Source organism: Arenimonas donghaensis DSM 18148 = HO3-R19 (genome assembly GCF_000743535.1).
In the GTDB taxonomy this organism is placed as follows: Bacteria; Pseudomonadota; Gammaproteobacteria; order Xanthomonadales; family Xanthomonadaceae; genus Arenimonas; species Arenimonas donghaensis.
This window is the reverse complement of sequence record NZ_AVCJ01000012.1, coordinates 308,947-326,850: the sequence shown is the minus strand read 5'-3', so window position 1 is coordinate 326,850 and position 17,904 is coordinate 308,947. Positions and strand designations below refer to the sequence as shown.

At 69.5% G+C, this 17,904-nt stretch carries 17 protein-coding genes; 6 read left to right on the top strand and 11 right to left on the bottom strand.

From position 1 onward, the window contains the following. Window positions 1–31: 31 nt before the first annotated feature. Window positions 32–511, bottom strand: coding sequence for an FKBP-type peptidyl-prolyl cis-trans isomerase (locus tag N788_RS07815; protein ID WP_034223211.1), 480 nt, complete (start codon window positions 509–511; stop codon window positions 32–34). A gap of 57 nt (window positions 512–568) precedes the next feature. On the opposite strand from N788_RS07815, the gene N788_RS07810 reads away from it, so the two are divergent. Then, window positions 569–1,129, top strand: coding sequence for a C40 family peptidase (locus tag N788_RS07810; RefSeq protein ID WP_244444104.1), 561 nt, complete (start codon window positions 569–571; stop codon window positions 1,127–1,129). A 10-nt stretch (window positions 1,130–1,139) separates the two neighbouring features. Here N788_RS07810 and N788_RS07805 read toward each other — a convergent pair whose 3' ends face one another. The 3 genes from N788_RS07805 to N788_RS07795 are packed head-to-tail and all read right to left on the bottom strand — an operon-like array spanning window position 1,140 to window position 2,584. Then, window positions 1,140–1,535, bottom strand: a complete 396-nt coding sequence (locus N788_RS07805; protein WP_034223205.1) for a YbaN family protein — start codon at window positions 1,533–1,535, stop codon at window positions 1,140–1,142. Continuing rightward, window positions 1,532–2,014 (bottom strand): acyl-CoA thioesterase, encoded by a 483-nt coding sequence (locus N788_RS07800; protein ID WP_034223201.1) that lies wholly within the window; start codon window positions 2,012–2,014, stop codon window positions 1,532–1,534. The genes N788_RS07805 and N788_RS07800 overlap by 4 nt, the downstream gene beginning before the upstream one ends. Window positions 2,015–2,032: 18 nt before the next feature. After that, window positions 2,033–2,584, bottom strand: coding sequence for a YkvA family protein (locus N788_RS07795; RefSeq protein ID WP_034223198.1), 552 nt, complete (start codon window positions 2,582–2,584; stop codon window positions 2,033–2,035). A gap of 288 nt (window positions 2,585–2,872) precedes the next feature. Between N788_RS07795 and N788_RS07790 the strand changes: the two genes are divergently transcribed. Next, a complete protein-coding gene (locus N788_RS07790; RefSeq protein WP_051924484.1) occupies window positions 2,873–4,210 on the top strand; it encodes a DEAD/DEAH box helicase in 1,338 nt (445 codons plus the stop codon). A 63-nt stretch (window positions 4,211–4,273) separates the two neighbouring features. On the opposite strand, the gene N788_RS07785 is transcribed toward N788_RS07790, so the two are convergent. The 3 genes from N788_RS07785 to N788_RS07775 all read right to left on the bottom strand — a co-directional run bounded on the left by N788_RS07785 (window position 4,274) and on the right by N788_RS07775 (window position 8,418). Next, on the bottom strand, window positions 4,274–5,686 hold the full coding sequence (locus N788_RS07785) for a M16 family metallopeptidase (protein WP_034223195.1): 1,413 nt from the start codon (window positions 5,684–5,686) through the stop codon (window positions 4,274–4,276). Between the two features lie 4 nt (window positions 5,687–5,690). Next, the gene (locus N788_RS07780; RefSeq protein WP_051924483.1) at window positions 5,691–7,064 is read right to left on the bottom strand and encodes a M16 family metallopeptidase; all 1,374 of its coding nucleotides are present in this window, start codon (window positions 7,062–7,064) and stop codon (window positions 5,691–5,693) included. A gap of 79 nt (window positions 7,065–7,143) precedes the next feature. After that, the gene (locus N788_RS07775; RefSeq protein ID WP_034223192.1) at window positions 7,144–8,418 is read right to left on the bottom strand and encodes a dicarboxylate/amino acid:cation symporter; all 1,275 of its coding nucleotides are present in this window, start codon (window positions 8,416–8,418) and stop codon (window positions 7,144–7,146) included. A 122-nt stretch (window positions 8,419–8,540) separates the two neighbouring features. Here N788_RS07775 and N788_RS07770 point away from each other — a divergent pair, with 122 nt between their 5' ends. Next, the gene (locus N788_RS07770) at window positions 8,541–9,614 is read left to right on the top strand and encodes a calcium/sodium antiporter (protein ID WP_034223189.1); all 1,074 of its coding nucleotides are present in this window, start codon (window positions 8,541–8,543) and stop codon (window positions 9,612–9,614) included. A gap of 54 nt (window positions 9,615–9,668) precedes the next feature. On the opposite strand, the gene N788_RS07765 is transcribed toward N788_RS07770, so the two are convergent. After that, window positions 9,669–10,085: a CopD family protein gene (locus N788_RS07765; RefSeq protein ID WP_034223184.1), complete on the bottom strand. Its 417-nt coding sequence runs from the start codon at window positions 10,083–10,085 to the stop codon at window positions 9,669–9,671. Window positions 10,086–10,106: 21 nt separating this feature from the next. Next, the gene (locus N788_RS07760; protein WP_034223182.1) at window positions 10,107–10,904 is read right to left on the bottom strand and encodes a M48 family metallopeptidase; all 798 of its coding nucleotides are present in this window, start codon (window positions 10,902–10,904) and stop codon (window positions 10,107–10,109) included. A 168-nt stretch (window positions 10,905–11,072) separates the two neighbouring features. Between N788_RS07760 and N788_RS07755 the strand changes: the two genes are divergently transcribed. Then, window positions 11,073–12,929: a DEAD/DEAH box helicase gene (locus N788_RS07755; RefSeq protein WP_034223179.1), complete on the top strand. Its 1,857-nt coding sequence runs from the start codon at window positions 11,073–11,075 to the stop codon at window positions 12,927–12,929. Between the two features lie 6 nt (window positions 12,930–12,935). Here N788_RS07755 and N788_RS07750 read toward each other — a convergent pair whose 3' ends face one another. Together N788_RS07750 and N788_RS07745 are read right to left on the bottom strand one after the other, a co-directional pair. After that, on the bottom strand, window positions 12,936–13,604 hold the full coding sequence (locus N788_RS07750) for a hypothetical protein (RefSeq protein ID WP_034223176.1): 669 nt from the start codon (window positions 13,602–13,604) through the stop codon (window positions 12,936–12,938). Next, window positions 13,604–14,413 (bottom strand): DUF4349 domain-containing protein, encoded by an 810-nt coding sequence (locus N788_RS07745; protein ID WP_034223173.1) that lies wholly within the window; start codon window positions 14,411–14,413, stop codon window positions 13,604–13,606. The genes N788_RS07750 and N788_RS07745 overlap by 1 nt, the downstream gene beginning before the upstream one ends. A 98-nt stretch (window positions 14,414–14,511) precedes the next feature. On the opposite strand from N788_RS07745, the gene N788_RS07740 reads away from it, so the two are divergent. Beyond that, window positions 14,512–15,705: a BaiN/RdsA family NAD(P)/FAD-dependent oxidoreductase gene (locus N788_RS07740; protein WP_034223170.1), complete on the top strand. Its 1,194-nt coding sequence runs from the start codon at window positions 14,512–14,514 to the stop codon at window positions 15,703–15,705. A gap of 64 nt (window positions 15,706–15,769) precedes the next feature. Beyond that, on the top strand, window positions 15,770–17,854 hold the full coding sequence (locus N788_RS14380) for a VWA domain-containing protein (protein ID WP_211250696.1): 2,085 nt from the start codon (window positions 15,770–15,772) through the stop codon (window positions 17,852–17,854). The last annotated feature ends 50 nt before the right edge of the window (window positions 17,855–17,904 follow it).

The following is a 17,904-nucleotide window of genomic DNA, read 5'->3' as shown; positions in this document are numbered from 1 at the left end:
CCTCCCCGCCCCGCCCCGAATGTATCCCGATTCAGTGTTCGACGCCGCCATCGCCGTGCACGTGGCCGTGCTCGACCTCGACCGCCTCGGCATCGCGGACGCCGACGATCTCGACCTGGAAGACCAGGGTCTTGCCGGCCATCGGGTGGTTCAGGTCCACGTCCACGACGGTGGCGCCGACCTTGACGACGGTGACCGCACGCGGGCCCATCGACGTTTCCAGCACGATCTGGTCGCCCGGACGCACGCGGGCATTGCGCAGGTGCTTCTTGGGAACGCGCTGCACGAAGTTTTCGCGACGTTCGCCATAGGCTTCGTCCGGACCCACCGTGACCTCGAAGGAATCGCCTTCGGCCTTGTCCATCATCGCGGCCTCCAGGCCCGGGATGATGTTGCCGTGGCCGACCAGGATCGCCATCGGCTCGCGGTCACGCGAGGTTTCGGCAGGCGCCTGGCCCGGCTCGGAAACGGTGTAGTGGAAGCGGACGACGCGATTTTTTTCGATCTTCATGGGGAACCTGGGAAAGGGCCGGTGACTGCACCGGCGGGGATGGGGCACACTGGGCCCGTGAAAGCGAACGCGCATTATCCCGGCCCGGTCCGCCCGGCGCCAGCTTCCGGCCTCGTCGCGGCGGTTGCCCTGCTGCTGGCGGCCCTGCTGGTGGGCTGCGGCTCGTCGCCCAAGCGTGGCACGGCCGGCGCGGGCGGCACCGGTGGCTTGCAGGTGGTGGACGTGGCGCCTGCCGACCCCCGGCTCGCCAACGAGGTGCTGATGCGGGCGCTGGGCCTGGTAGGCACGCCGTATCGCTGGGGCGGCAACACGCCCGAAGGCGGCTTCGACTGCAGCGGCCTGGTCGGTTTCGTCTTCCTGGACGCCGCCCGCATCTACCTGCCGCGCACCACCCGCGACCTCGCCCGCTACGACGCCAGCAAGCCCCCGCGCGACCGCCTGGCCGCGGGCGACCTGGTGCTCTTCAGCGACAAGGGCACGGTGTTCCACGTCGGCATCTACGTCGGCGAGGGACGCTTCGTGCACGCGCCAAGCACGGGCGGCACGGTGCGCCTGGACCGCCTGGACGGCCCTTACTGGAGCCGCCACTACGCCGGCGCACGCCGCATCCTGGACTAGCGCGCCGGGATCAGCCCGCAGGTGGGCCGGGCGCGGGCTCGGGCCGCAGCCACAGCCAGACCGCCACCACCGCCATCACACCGGTGCCGGTCGCCGCCATCCACCACCGGGGCGCCGTGGCGAACATGATGAGGCTGCTCGCCGCCATCATGCCGATCGCCCAATATTTCGCGCGCCGCGAGACCGCACCGGTCGCCTGCCAGTCCCGGATCATCGGCCCGAAGGTCCGGTGCGCCAGCAGCCTGTCGTGCAGGCGCTTGGATCCGCGTGCGGCGGCGTAGGCCGCGACCAGGATGAAGGGCGTGGTCGGCAGCCCGGGCAGGAAAATGCCCAGGATGCCGAGGCCCAGCGCCAGGTAGGCCAGCAGCAGCCACAGCCAGCGCCGGGCGTGGTGGATCGGGCTCATCCGTTGATCTGGGCAACGGCCTGTTCGATGTCCTTGCTCAGCGACATCACGTTGAGCGCGTAGTCGGCCAGGCGCTGGTCGGACTCGTCGGCGGGTGTCCAGGGCGGCACCGTCACCGGCTTGCCCTCGGGGCCGTCGAGCGCGACGAAGACGATCATGCAGTGCGTGCACAGGCGGCCTTCGTCGTCGGTCATCGGGTCGCGCGCGAAGACGTCGACGTAGAAATGCATGCTGCTCGTGCCGGTGTAGACCAGCTTGGCGCTGACGGTGACCATGTCCGAAGTGCGGATGGGCGCCACGAAGCGGATGCCGCCCACGGCGACGGTGACGCTGTAGCGGCCGGCCCAGCCCACCGCGGCGGCATAGCCGACCTGGTCTATCCATTTCATGACCACGCCGCCGTGCACCTTGCCGCCGTAATTGACGTCGGTGGGTTCGGCCAGGAACCGGAAGGTGAGTTCACGCTGTTCGCCGCTCATGGCTCGTCCTCCGGGAATTCAGGCGCTGATGCCGGCCTTGCCGGCCCGGGACACCGAGTCGCGCACGCGTCGGCGTCGCATGCGGGCCTGCAGCTGGTCGCGGCGCCGGGCCAGCTCACGCGCCCTGGCGATGCGCCCGGCTTCGTCGCTGGCCGGACCCATGGTCTCACGGGCATCGCGGAAATCATCATAGGCCGCCACCACGTGGCGGATGTCGCGCATGAGCAGCTCGAGCATGATCGCGTCGTCGAGCAGGCCGATCACCGCGACGTCGTCCGGGATCAGGTCCTCCGGGTCGCTGAAGTAGGCCAACAGCTTCAGGACTTCCGCCCGCTCGACCTGCGGCAGGGCCCAGGCCTCGTCCTCGAGCATCTCCACCAGCTCGACCACCTGCAGCAGGCGGCGCCGGATGTATCCGGGGGCCGTTTCGATGGGCAGGGTCTGCAGGCTGTGGCGCGCCGCGGCGACGATGTCGCACTCCTCGGCGCAGGCCACCCGGCGCTCGGCGCGCGCGAGGGCCTCGTGGAAACGATCGATGTCGCCGGGCTCGAGTTCGAAGCTGATCTTCATGCCGGCATCGTACGCCAGCCTGAACGGCGCGTTCACCTGCCAAAGGCCAGGGATGGTCCCAACGCCGCGCTTAGCGTACAGTTCGCGGCGTTTGCTGCACCGGCTGACCGTTTTCCCCCGGTATGCCCCGCCGCCCGGCCCAAGCCCTGCTTGCCGCCTGGCCAGGCCCCACTCCGCACGCCTTTCGTTGCGCAAACACGCCCGGCCCTCCTGGCCCGGCGAACAATCAGAAGCAAGACTCGTTGCGCGGTTTCAGGGAACGCTCCGGGTTACACCACGGAGCAATTGATGAATTTCCAGTCCCTTGGGCTTGCGCCCGAGCTCGTCCGCGCGCTGTCGGACGTCGGCTACACCACCCCCACCCCGATCCAGGCCGAAGCCATCCCGCTGGCCCTGGCCGGCCATGACCTGATGGGCGGCGCCCAGACCGGCACCGGCAAGACCGCCGCGTTCGCGCTGCCGCTGCTGCATCGCCTGGCCCAGGCCGGCCCGATGCGCGGGCCGCGCAAGCCGCGTGCGCTGGTGCTGGCACCGACCCGCGAGCTGGCCGTGCAGGTCAACGACAGCCTGCGCACCTACGGCAAGCACCTGCGCATGAACACCGCCACCGTCTACGGCGGCGCCGGCATGCAGCCGCAGATCGAAGCCCTGCGCCGCGGCGTCGATGTCCTGGTGGCCTGCCCGGGCCGCCTGCTCGACCATCTGCAGCAGCGCACCGTCGACCTGTCCCAGGTCGAAGTGCTGGTGCTCGACGAAGCCGACCGCATGCTCGACATGGGCTTCCTGCCGGCGATCAAGCGCGTGCTGTCGGCCCTGCCCAAGCAGCGCCAGACCATGCTGTTCTCGGCGACGTTCGAGGAATCGATCAAGAAGCTGGCGCTCGAGTTCCTGCGCAACCCGCACCAGGTGCAGGTGACGCCGGTCAACGCCACGGCCGCCAGCGTCACTCACGTCGTGCACCCGGTGGACGCCTCGCGCAAGCGCGAGCTGCTGATCGAGATCCTTTCCAAGCGCCACCAGGACCAGATCCTGGTCTTCGGCCGCACCAAGCACGGCTGCAACCGCCTGGCCGAGCAGCTCGAAAAGTCCGGCATCAGCGCCGTCGCCATCCACGGCAACAAGAGCCAGGGCCAGCGCCTGAAAGCCCTGCGCGACTTCAAGTCGGGTCAGGCCCGCGTGATGGTCGCCACCGACGTCGCCGCCCGCGGCCTCGATATCCCGCTGCTGCCGCTGGTGATCAACTTCGATCTGCCGATGGTCGCCGAGGACTACGTGCACCGGATCGGCCGCACCGGCCGCGCCGGCGCCAGCGGCGAAGCGATTTCGCTGGTCAGCCAGGACGAGGGCGGCCTGCTGCGCGCCATCCAGCGCGTGCTCAAGGCCGACATCGCCCTGGTCGAAGTCGAGGGTTACGTTCCGACCCGGGGTATCCGCATGGGCAACGACAACCCGACCCGCGGCCGCCCGGCCGGCAACCGCCCGCCGCCGCGTCGCGAAGGCGCCCCGCCGCGCGGTCGTCGCCCGCATGCCGGGGGCGGTGAACGCCACGCCCACGCCGGCCCCAAGGGCCACGGCCCGCGCGGCGGCGGCGAGCGTCGCCAGGGCACGACCGACAGCGCACGCTGATCCGCCGTCCCGCCAGGAAAAAGGCCGCCCATCGGGCGGCCTTTTTTCATGCGCGTGCGTGGATCATTCGGCCTGGGTGAATTCCCCGAACTGGCCCAGCTGGTCCAGCACGGCCTTGTCGCCGACCACCACGACCGACTGCTGCGCCGGCTGGAAGTACTTGCGGCCCATGGCCTGCACCTGTTCGGCGGTCACTTCGCGGATCCGCGGCACGAACTCGCCGATGTATTCCGGGGGCAGGCCCACCAGCCAGTACGAGGCCAGGGTGCCGGCGACCGAACGCTGCATCTGGTTGGACACCAGGTAGCTGCCGGCGACGTAACGCTTGTTCATTTCCAACTCGTGCGCCGGCACGGGCTGGTTGCCCAGGCGCTCGAATTCGGTGAAGACCTCGCCGATGGCGGCACCGGTCACTTCGTTGCGGACATCGGCGTAGGACACCAGGGCCCCGCCAGCCGCAAGCCGGCGATGGCCGACGCCGGCGCCGTAGGTATAGCCCTTCTCCTCGCGCAGGTTCTGCATCAGCCGGCTGCTGAAGCTGCCGCCCAACACCGTGCTCGCAAGCTGCAGCGGCACCTGGTCGGGATGGGTGGCGCGCACGGCCGGCCGGCCGATGCGCAGCGTCGACTGCACGCTGCCCTCGCGGTGCAGCAGCCTGCGGGTCGGCACGGCGCCGGTGCGCGCTGGCGGCGTGGGCGGGGGCGCCTCGCCGCTGGCCTGCCAGTCGCCGAAGTGCTGCTTGGCCAGGGCCAGGGCCGCGGCCTCGTCGATGCGGCCGGCGACCACCAGCAGCGCGTTGTCCGGTCGCAGGCGTCGTGCGTGTTCGGCGACCAGCCGTTCCCGGTCGATGGCGGCCAGGCCTTCTTCGGTCGCCAGGGTGCGCGCGTAGGCGTGGTCGCCATACAGCGCCGGCAGCAGGGTGCGTTCGGCGCGGAAGCTGGGCTGGGCTTCGTTCGCCTTCAGCCCCTGCACGGCGTTGGCACGCGCCAGTTCGATTTCCTTTTCGGGGAAACTGGGCGAGCGCACCAGTTCGGCCAGCAACGCCGCCATCCCGCCGGCGTGCGAAGGCAGGGCATTGGCGTTCACCACCAGCGCGTCGTTGCTTGCGTAGGCGCCGACCGAACCGCCCATGCCCTGCGCGGCCTCGGCGATGCCGCGGGAATCGCGCGTGGCGGTGCCTTCGGCCAGCAGTCCCGCCAGCATCGAGGCGAAAGCCGGTGTGTCGGCGGCGTCGGCGGCGAGCCCGGCATGGCGGAACGCCAGCACGTAGTCCACCCGCGGCACGCCGTCGCGCGGCACGACCCACACCTGCAGGCCGTTGCCCAGCGCATGGCGCGCGACCTGGGGCACCGGCATCGGCTTGTCGGGGGCGAAGGCAGGCAGCGCGTCCGGAAGCCGGATCGCCTCGTCGGCGAAGGCGACCGGCGCAAGCGTGGCGCAGAAGATCGCGAGTGCCAGGGATTTGTGCAGTTTCATGGGCTTACTCCTGGCCGGCGGCCGCTTCGAGCATCGCGGCCGGCTTGCGGTCGATCACGGTGCGGTTTTTCGCGGTGAGGTACCTCGCGCTGACGCGCTGCAAGTCCTTCGAATCGACCGCGTCGATCCAGCCCGGGATCTGGTTGGCCACGTCGGCGTCGCCCCAGATCGCCTGCAGGCGCGCCAGCGTGTCGGCGCGGTCGAGGAAACTTTCCATGCCGTTGTTCCAGTCGGCCAGCATGCGCGTCTTCACCCGTGCCAGCTCCTCGTCGGACACGCCGTCGCGGGCGATGCGGGCGATTTCCTCGTCCAGGGCCGCCAGCAGCTGGTCGGCCGTGTACTGGGGCTTGTAAAGCGCGAACAGCGTCAGCAGGGTCGGCCCGTCGAACTCCCAGGGACTGGACAGGCCGAACAGGTATTCGCCGTTGACGGCCATCTCCCGCCCCTTGACCAGGCCCTGGTAGACGCGCGACGCGTCGCCACCGGCCAGCACCTCGGCCAGCACGACGATGGGCGCGTGGTCCTCGCTGCCGCGGTCGGCGATCTTCCAGCCCACGGCCAGTGCCGGCACCTGGGCCAGCGCGTCGGACTGGGTGAGCTGCTTCTCACCGGTGTTGATGGGCTCGGAGACATCCGGTCGCGCCGGCGTGGGCCGGGCGGCGATGTGCCCGAAATATTTCTGTGCGAGCGCGAAGCCCTGCTCCGCGGTCACGTCGCCGGCGATGGAAAGCACGGCGTTGTTGGGACCGTAGAAATCACGATGGAAGGCGGCGACGTCCTCGACGGTGGCGCTTTCCAGGTCCTCGAAGCTGCCGTAGTCGTCGTGGTTGTTTTCCCACTTCTGGAACGCCGCCTGGTTGATGTCGAGCCACATGAAGCCGCCGTAGGGCTGGTTCTCGACGTTGACGCGGATCTCTTCCTTGACCACGTCCTGCTGGTTGGCGAGCGTGCGCTCGTTGAAGTCCAGCGTCGTCATGCGGTCGGCTTCGAGCCACAGGATCGGCTCGAGCGCGGAGGCGGGGGCGACCTCGATGTAGTTGGTGAAGTCCGAACGGGTGGAGCCGTTGTTGCGACCACCGCCGGAGGTGATGACCCGGTCGAACACGCCCTCGCCGGCCACCGGCGTGCCTTCGAACATCAGGTGCTCGAACAGGTGCGCGAAGCCGCTGCGGTTGCGCGGCTCCTGGCGGGAACCGATCTTGTAGACCACGCTCACGCCCACCACCGGGGCGCTGTCGTCGGGCGAGACGACCACCGTCAGGCCGTTGTCGAGGGTCCGTGTGTGCACCGGGATCTGCCAGCGATCCGATGCCTGGGCCAGGACGGGCAGTGCCAGCAGCAGGCCGAGGGCCAGCCGGCGTCGTGTTTTGGGGGTCATCGGGGAACTCGCTTCCGGGGCAAGCGGGCAGATTAGCGCCTGGCCCGGCCACGGCCCCGTGGCGAAGGTAACGAAGCCGTCATCGCCCGGCTTCGCCCGCCTCCATGCCCAGGTTGCTGCCGGCGTTGCGGTAGGCATCGAGGTCCAGCAGGCCCTTCTCGCGCGCCACCAGCACCGGCACCAGCATCTGGCCCGTGACGTTGGTCATGGTCCGCATCATGTCCAGGATGCGGTCGATGGCGATCAGGTACCCCAGGCCCTCCAGTGGCAGGCCGGCCGAACTGAGCACCACTGTCGCCATCACCACCGCCGTGCCCGGCACGCCGGCGGTGCCGAAGCTGCCGAGCACCGAGGCGAGCAGGATGATGAAGTACTGGGTGAGGCTGAGCTCGATGCCGAAATACTGGGCGATGAACACCGAGGTGAGCGCGGGGAAGATCGCACCACAGCCGTCCATCTTGATGCTGGCGCCCAGCGGCACCGCGAAGGCGGCGTACTCGGGCTTCACGCCCAGGTTGTGCACGGTCGCCCGCAGCGCCGCCGGCAACGCGGCGAAGCTGGACGAAGTCGCGAACGCCACCTGCATCGCCGGCGCGGCGCCGCGGAAAAACTTCAGCGGGCTCAGGCCGTGGGCCGCGAGCAGGCCGCCATAGACCACCACGATGTGCACCGCGCAGGCCAGGTAGATGGCCAGCACGAAGCCGCCCAGCGGCAGCAGCCGCTCGAAGCCATAGGTGCCGACCAGGGCGCCGATCAGGCCGAAGGTGCCGATCGGCGTGAACTCGAGCACGAAGCGCGTGACCTGGATCATCAGCTCGCTGGCCTCGCCGGCGAGCTTGCGCAGCCGCAGCGTCCGGCGCCCCAGCTTCACCAGGGCGAAGCCCAGCAGGCCGGCGAAAAAGATCACCTGCAGGATCTGGCCATCGGCCAGCGCCCGGAACGGATTGGCCGGCACCACGTCCAGCAGCACCTGCACCGGCCCGGGCACCTCCCGGACCTGGTAGTCGGGCGCCATCGCCAGCTCGCCCAGCCCCGCGCCCGGCTGCATCAGCCAGCCCGTGCCCAGGCCGACCACCACGGCAAGGGCCGCCGTCAGCGCGAACCACAGGAAGGTGCGGCCGCCCAGGGCGGCGATCGACTCCTGCCCGACCAGGCTGGAGACGGCGTTGATCACCGCGAAGAACACCAGCGGCGTCGCGATCATCTTGATCATCGTCACGTACAGGCTGCCCAGGGGCTGCAACCAGGTCCCGGCGGCCTCGCCCATCAGCCAGCCGGCCAGGGCGCCCAGCACGAAGCCGGCCAGCACGCGCTGCCAGAAGGGAATGCGGAACCAGCGGTTCACCAGGGCCATGGGCTCGACCAGACGGGGGATCAAGTGCCGAACATAGCGGCGGCCGGGGCCCGGGTCACCCACTTCGTCACCGGCAGGAACACATCGTTGCGCGATAATGACGGCCCGACCCTGGAGCCCCCATGACGATCCTGCTCTTCCTCGTTGGCCTGGCGCTGCTGATCCTGGGCGCCGATCTGATGGTTCGTGGCGCCTCGCGCCTGTCCCTGTCGCTGGGCATCGCGCCCCTGGTCGTCGGCCTGACGGTGGTGTCGTTCGGCACCAGCGCACCGGAGCTGGCCATCTCGGTGATGGCGGCGCTGGACGGGCAAACCGACCTGGCCCTGGGCAACGTGGTCGGCAGCAACATCTTCAACGTGCTTTTCATCCTGGGCCTGTCGGCCCTGGTGGCGCCGCTGGTCGTCGACCGGCAGCTGGTGCGCCAGGAAGTGCCGATCCTGGTCGGCCTGTGCCTGCTGGTGGGCTGGATGTCGCTAGACCGCGAGATTTCCTTCCTCGATGGCGCGGTCCTGGTCGCCCTGCTGCTGGCCTACACGGGCCTGCTCTACCGCATCGGCCGCACGTCGCCACCCGCCGAACTCGAGGACGGGCTGGTGACCGGGGCCGACTCGCCGCTGCTGTCCAAGCTCTGGGTGCAGCTGCTGCTGATGGTCGTGGGCCTGGTGATGCTGGTGGCCGGCTCGCGCTGGATGGTGCAGGCGGCGATCGAGTTCGCGACGCTGCTCGGCGTCAGCCCGATGGTGATCGGCCTGACCATCGTGTCCGCCGGCACCGGGCTTCCGGAAGTGGCGACGTCGGTGATTGCCGCGGCGCGCGGCGAACGCGACATCGCGGTGGGCAACGTGATGGGCAGCTGCATCTTCAACCTGGTCTGCGTGCTGGGCTTCAGCGCCCTGGTGGCGCCGGACGGCCTGGGCGTTCCGTCGGCACTGCTGGCCTTCGACCTGCCGGTGATGTTCGCCGTTTCACTGGCCTGCCTGCCCGTGCTCTTCACCGGCCACCTGATCGCGCGCTGGGAAGGCGCGCTGTTCCTGGCCTACTACGCGTTCTACGTGACCTACCTGGTGCTCTGGGCCCAGGACCACGCCAGCCTGGACGAATACACCTGGGTGATGCGCACGGTCGTCATCCCGCTGACCGCCATCACCCTGGCCGTCGTCGCCTGGCGGGAACTGCACCAGCGCCGCCGCGCCTGACCCTGCAACCCGTCGGCAGAAACGTCCTGTGAATGGGGCTTGGCTGTGGAAGGCTCAGAAGGGCTTGAAGTAGACCAGCCATAGGATGGCGATGGTCAGCAGCAGCGGGATTTCGTTGTACCAGCGCAGGGTGGTGGGCGAAGGCAGCGCGCCGCCCGCGGCGGCACGCTTGAGCCAGCGGCCGGTGATGATGAAGTGCGCCAGCATCAGCGCCACCACCGTCAGCTTCGCGTGCAGCCAGCCGCCCGACCGGTCGAAGTGCATCCACAGGGTGAGCCCCAGCACGAAGGCGATGCCGAACATCACGTGGCCGAACCGGTACAGGCGCTTGCCCATCAGCGCCAGGCGCTCGCGCACCGCCGGCTGTTCGCCCACCTCGGCCAGGTTCACCAGGAAGCGCGGCAGGTAGAAGACCGTCGCCATCCAGGCAATGACGAACAATACGTGGAACAGCTTGGTCCAAAGGTACATGGGGTCGGTGTCCTCGCCGGGTCAGCGGCAGTTGGGATTGCGGCCTGCCGCGCGGGCCTGCTGGTAGGTGGCCATGAGCCCGGGCGCCGACGCGCGCAGCGACTGCACGCGCTGCGCTGGGTCCGGATGGGTCGAGAGCCATGCCGGCGGGCGGTTGCCGCTGGTGGCGCGAATCATGTTTTCCCACACCGCAGGCGCGCCTTCGGGGTTGAAGCCGGCCAGGGCCATGTAACGCTGGCCGAGCACGTCCGCCTCGACCTCGTGCTGGCGCGAGAACGGCAGCAGGACGCCGGCCTGCGCACCCACGCCCAACAGGCCCAGCAACTGCTGGCGCTCGCCGCCGGTGGCGGCATTGAGCGCCTGCAACGCGGCATCGGCGGCATAACGCTGCGAGACCCGTTCGGCGGCGTGGCGCGAGGCCATGTGGCCCATTTCGTGGCCGATCACCGCGGCCAGCTGGTCCTGGTTGGTGGCGACCTTGAACAGGCCCGTGTGCACGCCGACCTTGCCACCGGGCAGGGCGAAGGCGTTCGGGCTGTCGTCCTGGATGACCACCACCTCCCAGGCCTGCTGGCGCTCGTGGGTGGGCAGGACCCGCACAAGGGCCTCGGCCACGCAGCGCACGTAGCGGTTGGCCGCCGGGTCGTTGGCCAGGCGGCCGCTGGTCTTGATCTGGTCGAAGGCGCTGGCGCCCATGCGGTCCATCGCCGAATCGTCGACCAGGATCAGCTGGCTGCGGCCGGTCGGGGTGGTGGCGCAACCGCCGGCAAGTGCGGCGAAAACCGCGGCGAGGGCTAGGCTGGAGCGGATGGGACGCATGGTCGTTCTCCGGTCGGGGCGGGAGCACCATGATTCCGGCAATGCTCCCGGGCCGCAATACCGAAGCGGTTCAGGCGTTTGCAGGCCACTTGGGGTACAATCCGCGCGCCTTCTTCGTGTCCGTGGTGTGCCGGAATGCGAAGCACCCCGAATTCCAACGGACCTCCCATGACCGACTCCACGAACGTGGCGCCGAACGCGCCTCTGCTTTTCCGCGACCTCGACCTCGGCGAGCCCTTGCTCAAGGCCCTGGCCGACGTCGGCTACGAGTCGCCCTCGCCGATCCAGGCCGCGACCATCCCGCACCTGCTGGCCGGAAAGGACGTGCTGGGCCAGGCCCAGACCGGCACCGGCAAGACCGCCGCCTTCGCCCTGCCCTTGCTGGCGCGCCTGGACCCGGCGGTGAATTCGCCCCAGGCCCTGGTGCTTTGCCCCACCCGCGAGCTGGGCATCCAGGTCGCCGAGGCCTTCCAGAAGTACGCCGCCCACCTGCCCGGCTTCCGCGTGCTGCCAATCTACGGCGGCCAGGGCTACGGCCCGCAGCTGCAGGCCCTGCGCCGCGGCGTGCACGTCGTGGTCGGCACCCCGGGTCGCATCATCGACCACCTCGACAAGGGCTCGCTCGACCTCTCGCACCTGCGCACCCTGGTGCTCGACGAGGCCGACGAAATGCTGCGCATGGGCTTCATCGACGACGTCGAGGCCATCCTCAAGAAGATGCCGGCCGTGCGCCAGACCGCGCTGTTCTCGGCGACGATGCCGCACGCTATCCGCCGCATCGCCCAGACCTACCTCAAGGAACCGGTCGAGGTCACGATCGAGGCCAAGACCCGCACCGCCGACAACATCCGCCAGCGCAGCTGGGAAGTCAGCGGCATGCACAAGCTCGATGCGCTGACCCGCATCCTGGAAGCCGAACCCTTCGATGCCATGATCGTCTTCGCCCGCACCAAGCAGGCCACCGACGAACTCGCCGAAAAGCTGCAGGCGCGTGGCTTCTCCGCCGCCGCGATCAACGGCGACGTCGTGCAGGCGCAGCGCGAACGCACGATCCAGCAGCTCAAGGACGGCAAGATCGACATCCTGGTGGCCACCGACGTGGCCGCCCGTGGCCTGGACGTGGACCGCATCAGCCACGTCGTCAACTACGACGTGCCCTACGACACCGAAAGCTACGTGCACCGCATCGGCCGCACCGGCCGCGCCGGTCGCAGTGGCGAGGCGATCCTGTTCATCGCCCCGCGCGAGCGCAGCATGCTGCGCGCCATCGAGCGCGCCACCCGCCAGCCGATCACGCCGATGGAGCTGCCGACCGTCGCCGCCGTCAACGACGTGCGCATCGCCAAGTTCAAGCAGCAGATCACCGACACGCTGGCCGCCGGCGAGCTGGGCGAGTTCCGCAAGCTGATCGAGGACTACGAGCGCGAGATGAACGTGCCGGCCATCGAGATCGCCACCGCCCTGGCCAAGATGGCCCGGGGCGACGTGCCGCTGCTGATGCAGCCGCCGAAGTTCGAGGCCAAGAAGCGCGCCTTCGATCGCGACGTGCAGGCCGCCACCGACAAGTTCACCAAGCCCTCGCGCTTCGAACGCGGCGATCGCCCGGAACGGCCGGCCTTCCCGAAGAAGGTCCGCGAACCCCGTGCGCCCGACGAAGGAAAGATGACCTTCCGCATCGAGGTCGGCTACGACCACGGCGTGAAGCCGGGCAACATCGTCGGCGCCATCGCCAACGAAGCCGGCCTGGACGCCAAGCACATCGGCCGCATCGAGATCTTCGAGGACCACACCCTGCTCGACCTGCCCGACGGCATGCCGGCGGACGTGATGGGCCATCTCAAGACCGTCTGGTGCGCCGGCCAGCAGCTGCGCATCACCCGCGACGGCGAGCCGCCGGACACCGCCGGCAAGATGCCGGCCAAGAAGCCCTTCGGCAAGAAGCCCTTCGGCCCGAAGAAGGACTTCGGCGACCGCAAGTCCTTCGGCCCGAAAAAGCCGCACCGCAAGGGACCGCCGAAGGACTGAGCCCGCTCAGGGCAGGGCCGGCATCGCCCCCAGGGTCTGGTGCAGCAGCGGCAGGTGCGGGCGCAGCAGCTCGGCGTTGTGCCGGGCCGCCGCCAACGCCACTTCGTCGTCCGCGTCCGGCCCCTTGAAGGCCGGCAGGCCAGGCAGGCCGGCCATGCCGGCGACGGTGCCGGCATCGGGCACCGGCAGCAGTTCGGACATCGCCGCCAGCGACTGCCGGCGCACCCAGGCGTATTCCTCGCGCGACATGCCGACCTGGTTGACGCCGCGCGCCTGTGCGGCGCGCACCCTGGACAGCAGCCCCGAGGCCTCCCCGAACACGTTGCCCAGGTCCTGGATCGTCGGTTCGCGCCTGCCGCTGGCGTGTTCGCTGGCCGCGGCCTGGCTCTGGTGCGCCAGGCGCGCCAGGTCGGGCCCCATTTCGGCGGCCACCACCTGTTGCACCCGCACGAAGGACTCGACCTGGGCCGCGGTCATGCGGCCGTCCGCCGGCGGCTCGTAGGGCGCCTGGTTGACGATGTCGTCGCCCAGGTCGACCGCACTGATCCAGGTCTTCGCACCTTCGACACCGGCGTTCCACATCGGCCGCAGCACGAACCACCAGGTCGCCACGGCCAGCACGAGCAGGACCAGCAGCGTCAGCAGGCAGCCCAGCAGCCAGCGCCGGGCCGCCATCAGCCGACCCTCCGGCGCCGCCGACGCCAGGCACGAACCAGCACGTAGACCACCAGCGCCAGCACCAGGAAGGGCAGCAGGGCCACCACCACCAGCACCAGCACCGCTGCGCTGTGGTCCAGCACCGACACCACGTCGCCCAGGGTCCGTCCCAATTCGGAACTCGCCGTGGTCAGCTGGTCGGCTTCGAACGCCAGCGTCAGCAGGTTGGTGCGGACGCGATGCTGCTGCTGGGCGGCATCCTGTTCGGCCTGCTGCAGCTGCGTTTCGATTTCAGCGAGCTCGCGGGTGATCGCGATCAGGTCCTCGGCGCGCGCATCCGGGCGTGCCATCAACTCCAGCAGGCGCGCGTGCTGGGACCGCAGCCTGGCCTGGCGCAGGCTGGTGTCGCGCACGGCCACCGCCAGGTCTTCGGCCCGGGTGCTGCGCTGGGCCAGCTCGCCGCCGTTGGCGGCCAGGCCCAACAAGGGCTCGACGCCGCCGGGCACCACCCTCAGCACCAGCGACGCGGAAGGGAACTGGCCCGATTGGATGTCTTCGCCCAGCACGGTGCATTGGCCGTGTTGTCCCCCCAGGCAGGCCGCGCGAACCGCGGCGACCCGTTCGGGCATGTCGGCTACGGGCAGGCGTACCCGGGCGTGGTGTTCGTAGGCGAGGAACTCACCCGGGGCGTTCTCCATGCCGGCCATGGCCGCGGCGCCCGCCGCATCGGCGGCATCCATGGATTCCATGGCGTCCTGCCCGGTGTCGGAACAGCCGACGGCCAGCGTCAGCACCAGCGTCACCCAGACGATCCTTGCCAGTTTCATCGCGCGCCCTCCCCTGTATGCCAGGCCAAGACTAGCCGCATTTTCGGGCGACGCACATGCCCGCTATCATGGCGTTTCCGCCGCCCGACCTTCCTTCCATGAGCCTCGCAGGACCCGAACCCGAGGTACTGGTCATCGGCGGCGGCGCCGCCGGCCTGATGTGCGCGCTCACGGCGGGGCGCCGGGGACGTCGCGTCCGCGTGCTCGAGCATGCCAACCGATGCGGCAAGAAGATCCTGATGTCGGGCGGTGGCCGCTGCAACTTCACCAATACCGGCACGACCCCGGCCAATTTCCTGTCCGCCAACCCGCACTTCTGCAAGTCGGCGCTGGCGCGCTACCGACCCGGACATTTCATCGACATGGTCGACGCCCACGGCATCGCCTGGCACGAGAAAGAGCTGGGCCAGCTGTTCTGCGACGAGTCGTCCAAACAAATCGTGGCCATGCTGCTGGCCGAATGCGCCGACGCCGGCGTGGTCGTGGAGACCAGCTGCACGATCGAATCGGTGGCCGGGCTGCCCGGCGGCGGCTTCAGGCTGCAGACTTCGCGCGGCAGGCAGGATGCCGCGTCGCTGGTCGTCGCCACCGGCGGCCTGTCGATCCCGAAGATGGGCGCCACCGGCCTGGGCTATGAGCTTGCGCGCCAGTTCGGCCACGCCGTGCTGCCCACGCGCGCCGGCCTGGTGCCGCTGACGCTGAGCGGCAAGCATCTCGAGCACTACGCGGACCTCGCCGGCGTGTCCGTGCACGTGTCGGCCCGATGCGGCAAGGCGCGTTTCGACAATGCCATGCTGGTGACCCACCGTGGCCTCAGTGGCCCGGCGATCCTGCAGGTGTCCTCCTACTGGGAACCGGGCAAGGAACTGCTGCTCGACCTGCTGCCGGAACACGACATCCAGGCCTGGCTGCTCGAGCGCCAGCGCGAACAGCCCGCCGCCGAACTGCGCACGGTGCTCGCCGATGTCTTCCCCAAGCGATTCGCGCAGCGGCTGTGCGAAACCTGGCTCACCAGCAAACCGATGCGGCAGTTCAGCCACGGCGAACTGCCGGCCATCGCGCGGCAGCTGGCGCACTGGCCCATCGTGGCCAGCGGCACCGAGGGCTACCGCACGGCCGAAGTCACGCTCGGCGGGGTGGACACCGACGGTCTGTCCTCGAGCCGCATGGAGTCGAACATCGTGCCCGGGCTGTTTTTTATCGGCGAAGTGGTGGACGTCACCGGCTGGCTGGGTGGCTACAACTTCCAGTGGGCCTGGGCCAGCGGCCACGCGGCGGGCCTTGCCGCCTGAATGGCGCATTCGCGGCCCGTTTCGCGTTAGTTCTTGCATACCCAAGCAAAACAGGAGTTTCCGCATGCCCCGGACCCCCCGTCGTGCCATGTTGCCCCCGTTGGCGCTGCTCTGCCTGGCCACCGGCCTGGCACAGGCCCAAGGGCCCGCCCAGGAGCAGGCCATCATCGTGCTCGATGGTTCGGGTTCGATGTGGGGCCAGATCAATGGCAAGCCCAAGCTCGAGATCGCCCGTGAAACGCTCGCGACGGTGCTCAAGCAGACGCCCGATTCCATGGCGCTGGGGCTGATGGCCTACGGCCACCGCGAAAAGGGCAACTGCGACGACATCGAGCTGGTGGTGCCCGTGCGCACGGGCAGCGCCGCCGACATCGCCGCGGCCGCCGCGAAGATGAAGTTCCTGGGCATGACGCCGCTGTCCGAATCGGTGGCGCGTGCGGCCCAGGAGCTCCGTTTCACCGAGCAAAAGGCCACCGTCATCCTGATCACCGACGGCCTGGAGACCTGCAAGGCCGACCCCTGTGCCCTGGGCAAGGAACTGGAAGAATCCGGCGTGGATTTCACCGCCCACGTGGTCGGATTCGGGCTCAGCGCCGAAGAAGGCAAGCAGGTCGCCTGTCTGGCCGAGAACACCGGCGGCCGCTACCTCGCCGCCAATGACGCCGACGGGCTGGCCGCGGCGCTGACCGAAACCGTCGTCGCTGCGCCGCCCGAGCCGCCGGCCCCGGAAGCCACGCTGGACGCCCCCGAAAGTGCGCCGATGTCCTCGCGCATCCGGGTCACCTGGACCGGCCCTGCCCACCAGTACGACGACGTGCAGGTGTTCGCGCCTGGCGAACGCGGCGGTCGCGGCAAGGTCATCGATGCCCAGCGCGTGGTCGCCGACAAACGCGTCGACCAGAAGCAGGTGGAACTGGTGGCGCCTGCCAAGCCCGGCGATTACCTGCTGCGCTATTACCATGGCGCCCAGGGCAAGGTCATCGCCACTCGTCCGATCACCATCACCGAAGCCGAAGTGGGCCTGGTGGCACCGGCCGAGGTGAGCATCGCCAGCCGGTTCGAAGTCACCTGGACCGGCCCGGGCGAGCAATACGACGAAGTGCAGGTGTTCGCGCCCGACCAGCGTGGCGGCCGCGGCAAGGTCATCGACAACCAGCGCGTGCAAAGCGCCAGGACCTTCGAGCAGCGAACCGTCAGCCTGACCGCCCCGGCCACGCCGGGCGACTATGAACTGCGTTATTACAACGGGCACAACAGCGCGGTCCTGGCGACCGTGCCGCTGAAAGTGCTCGACGCCGAAGTCGCGCTGCAGGCACCCGAACAGGTGGACATGGCCTCCACCTTCGTCGTCACCTGGACCGGCCCGGGTGCCCAGTACGACGAGGTGCAGGTCTGGGATCCGTCCGCCCGGGCCGGAAGCGGCAAGGTGATCGACAACCAGCGCGTGCAAAGCGCGAAGACCTTCGAACAGCGCACCGTCACGCTCACCGCGCCGGCCACGCCGGGCGATTACACGCTGCGCTACTGGAACGGCGACAACAACAAGGAGCTCGTGTCGGTGCCGCTGCGGGTGGTCGCGGTCGAGGTGGCCCTGCAGGCACCGGCTTCGGTGCCCATGGCCTCGGACTTCGACGTCACCTGGACCGGCCCGGGCGCCCGTTACGACGAGGTCCAGGTCTGGGATCCGGCCGCCCGGGCCGGAAGCGGCAAGGTCATCGACAACCAGCGCGTGCAAAGCGCCAAGGGCTATGACCAGCGCCAGGTCACGCTCACCGCGCCCGGCAAGGCCGGCGATTACACACTGCGCTACTACAACGGCGACAACCAGTCCCTGCTGCATGAGCAACCGCTGCAGGTGACGCCGGTGGACGTGGCGTTCGATGCGCCTGTCGCCGCAGCCGCCGGCAGCCAGCTGACCGTCACCTGGACCGGGCCGGGCGCGCGCTACGACGAAGTGCAGGTCTGGGACCCGGCGGCCCGCGGCGGCAACGGCAAGGCGCTCGCCAATCGCCGGGTACAGTCCGACAAGGGCTACGACCAGCGCCAGGTGACCATCAAGCTGCCCGACGCGCCGGGCAACTACGAGCTGCGCTACTACAACGGCGACAACCAGCTGATGCTGCACAGCCAGCCGCTGCGCGTCGAATAGGCCGCCGGCCAGCCCCGCCCCGGCGGGGCTGGCCCAGCGCCGGCGCACTC

Excerpts from the sequence above, each read along its gene's own strand:
- N788_RS07740 (WP_034223170.1), top strand. The coding sequence starts at position 14,512 with ATGAGCCTCGCAGGACCCGAACCCGAGGTACTGGTCATCGGCGGCGGC.
- N788_RS07815 (WP_034223211.1), bottom strand. The coding sequence starts at position 511 with ATGAAGATCGAAAAAAATCGCGTCGTCCGCTTCCACTACACCGTTTCC.
- N788_RS07775 (WP_034223192.1), bottom strand. The coding sequence starts at position 8,418 with ATGGCCCTGGTGAACCGCTGGTTCCGCATTCCCTTCTGGCAGCGCGTG.
- N788_RS07770 (WP_034223189.1), top strand. The coding sequence starts at position 8,541 with ATGACGATCCTGCTCTTCCTCGTTGGCCTGGCGCTGCTGATCCTGGGC.
- N788_RS07800 (WP_034223201.1), bottom strand. The coding sequence starts at position 2,014 with ATGAGCGGCGAACAGCGTGAACTCACCTTCCGGTTCCTGGCCGAACCC.
- N788_RS07755 (WP_034223179.1), top strand. The coding sequence starts at position 11,073 with ATGACCGACTCCACGAACGTGGCGCCGAACGCGCCTCTGCTTTTCCGC.
- N788_RS07785 (WP_034223195.1), bottom strand. The coding sequence starts at position 5,686 with ATGAAACTGCACAAATCCCTGGCACTCGCGATCTTCTGCGCCACGCTT.
- N788_RS07765 (WP_034223184.1), bottom strand. The coding sequence starts at position 10,085 with ATGTACCTTTGGACCAAGCTGTTCCACGTATTGTTCGTCATTGCCTGG.
- N788_RS07760 (WP_034223182.1), bottom strand. The coding sequence starts at position 10,904 with ATGCGTCCCATCCGCTCCAGCCTAGCCCTCGCCGCGGTTTTCGCCGCA.
- N788_RS07745 (WP_034223173.1), bottom strand. The coding sequence starts at position 14,413 with ATGAAACTGGCAAGGATCGTCTGGGTGACGCTGGTGCTGACGCTGGCC.
- N788_RS07805 (WP_034223205.1), bottom strand. The coding sequence starts at position 1,535 with ATGAGCCCGATCCACCACGCCCGGCGCTGGCTGTGGCTGCTGCTGGCC.
- N788_RS07780 (WP_051924483.1), bottom strand. The coding sequence starts at position 7,064 with ATGACCCCCAAAACACGACGCCGGCTGGCCCTCGGCCTGCTGCTGGCA.
- N788_RS07795 (WP_034223198.1), bottom strand. The coding sequence starts at position 2,584 with ATGAAGATCAGCTTCGAACTCGAGCCCGGCGACATCGATCGTTTCCAC.
- N788_RS07750 (WP_034223176.1), bottom strand. The coding sequence starts at position 13,604 with ATGGCGGCCCGGCGCTGGCTGCTGGGCTGCCTGCTGACGCTGCTGGTC.
- N788_RS14380 (WP_211250696.1), top strand. The coding sequence starts at position 15,770 with ATGCCCCGGACCCCCCGTCGTGCCATGTTGCCCCCGTTGGCGCTGCTC.
- N788_RS07790 (WP_051924484.1), top strand. The coding sequence starts at position 2,873 with ATGAATTTCCAGTCCCTTGGGCTTGCGCCCGAGCTCGTCCGCGCGCTG.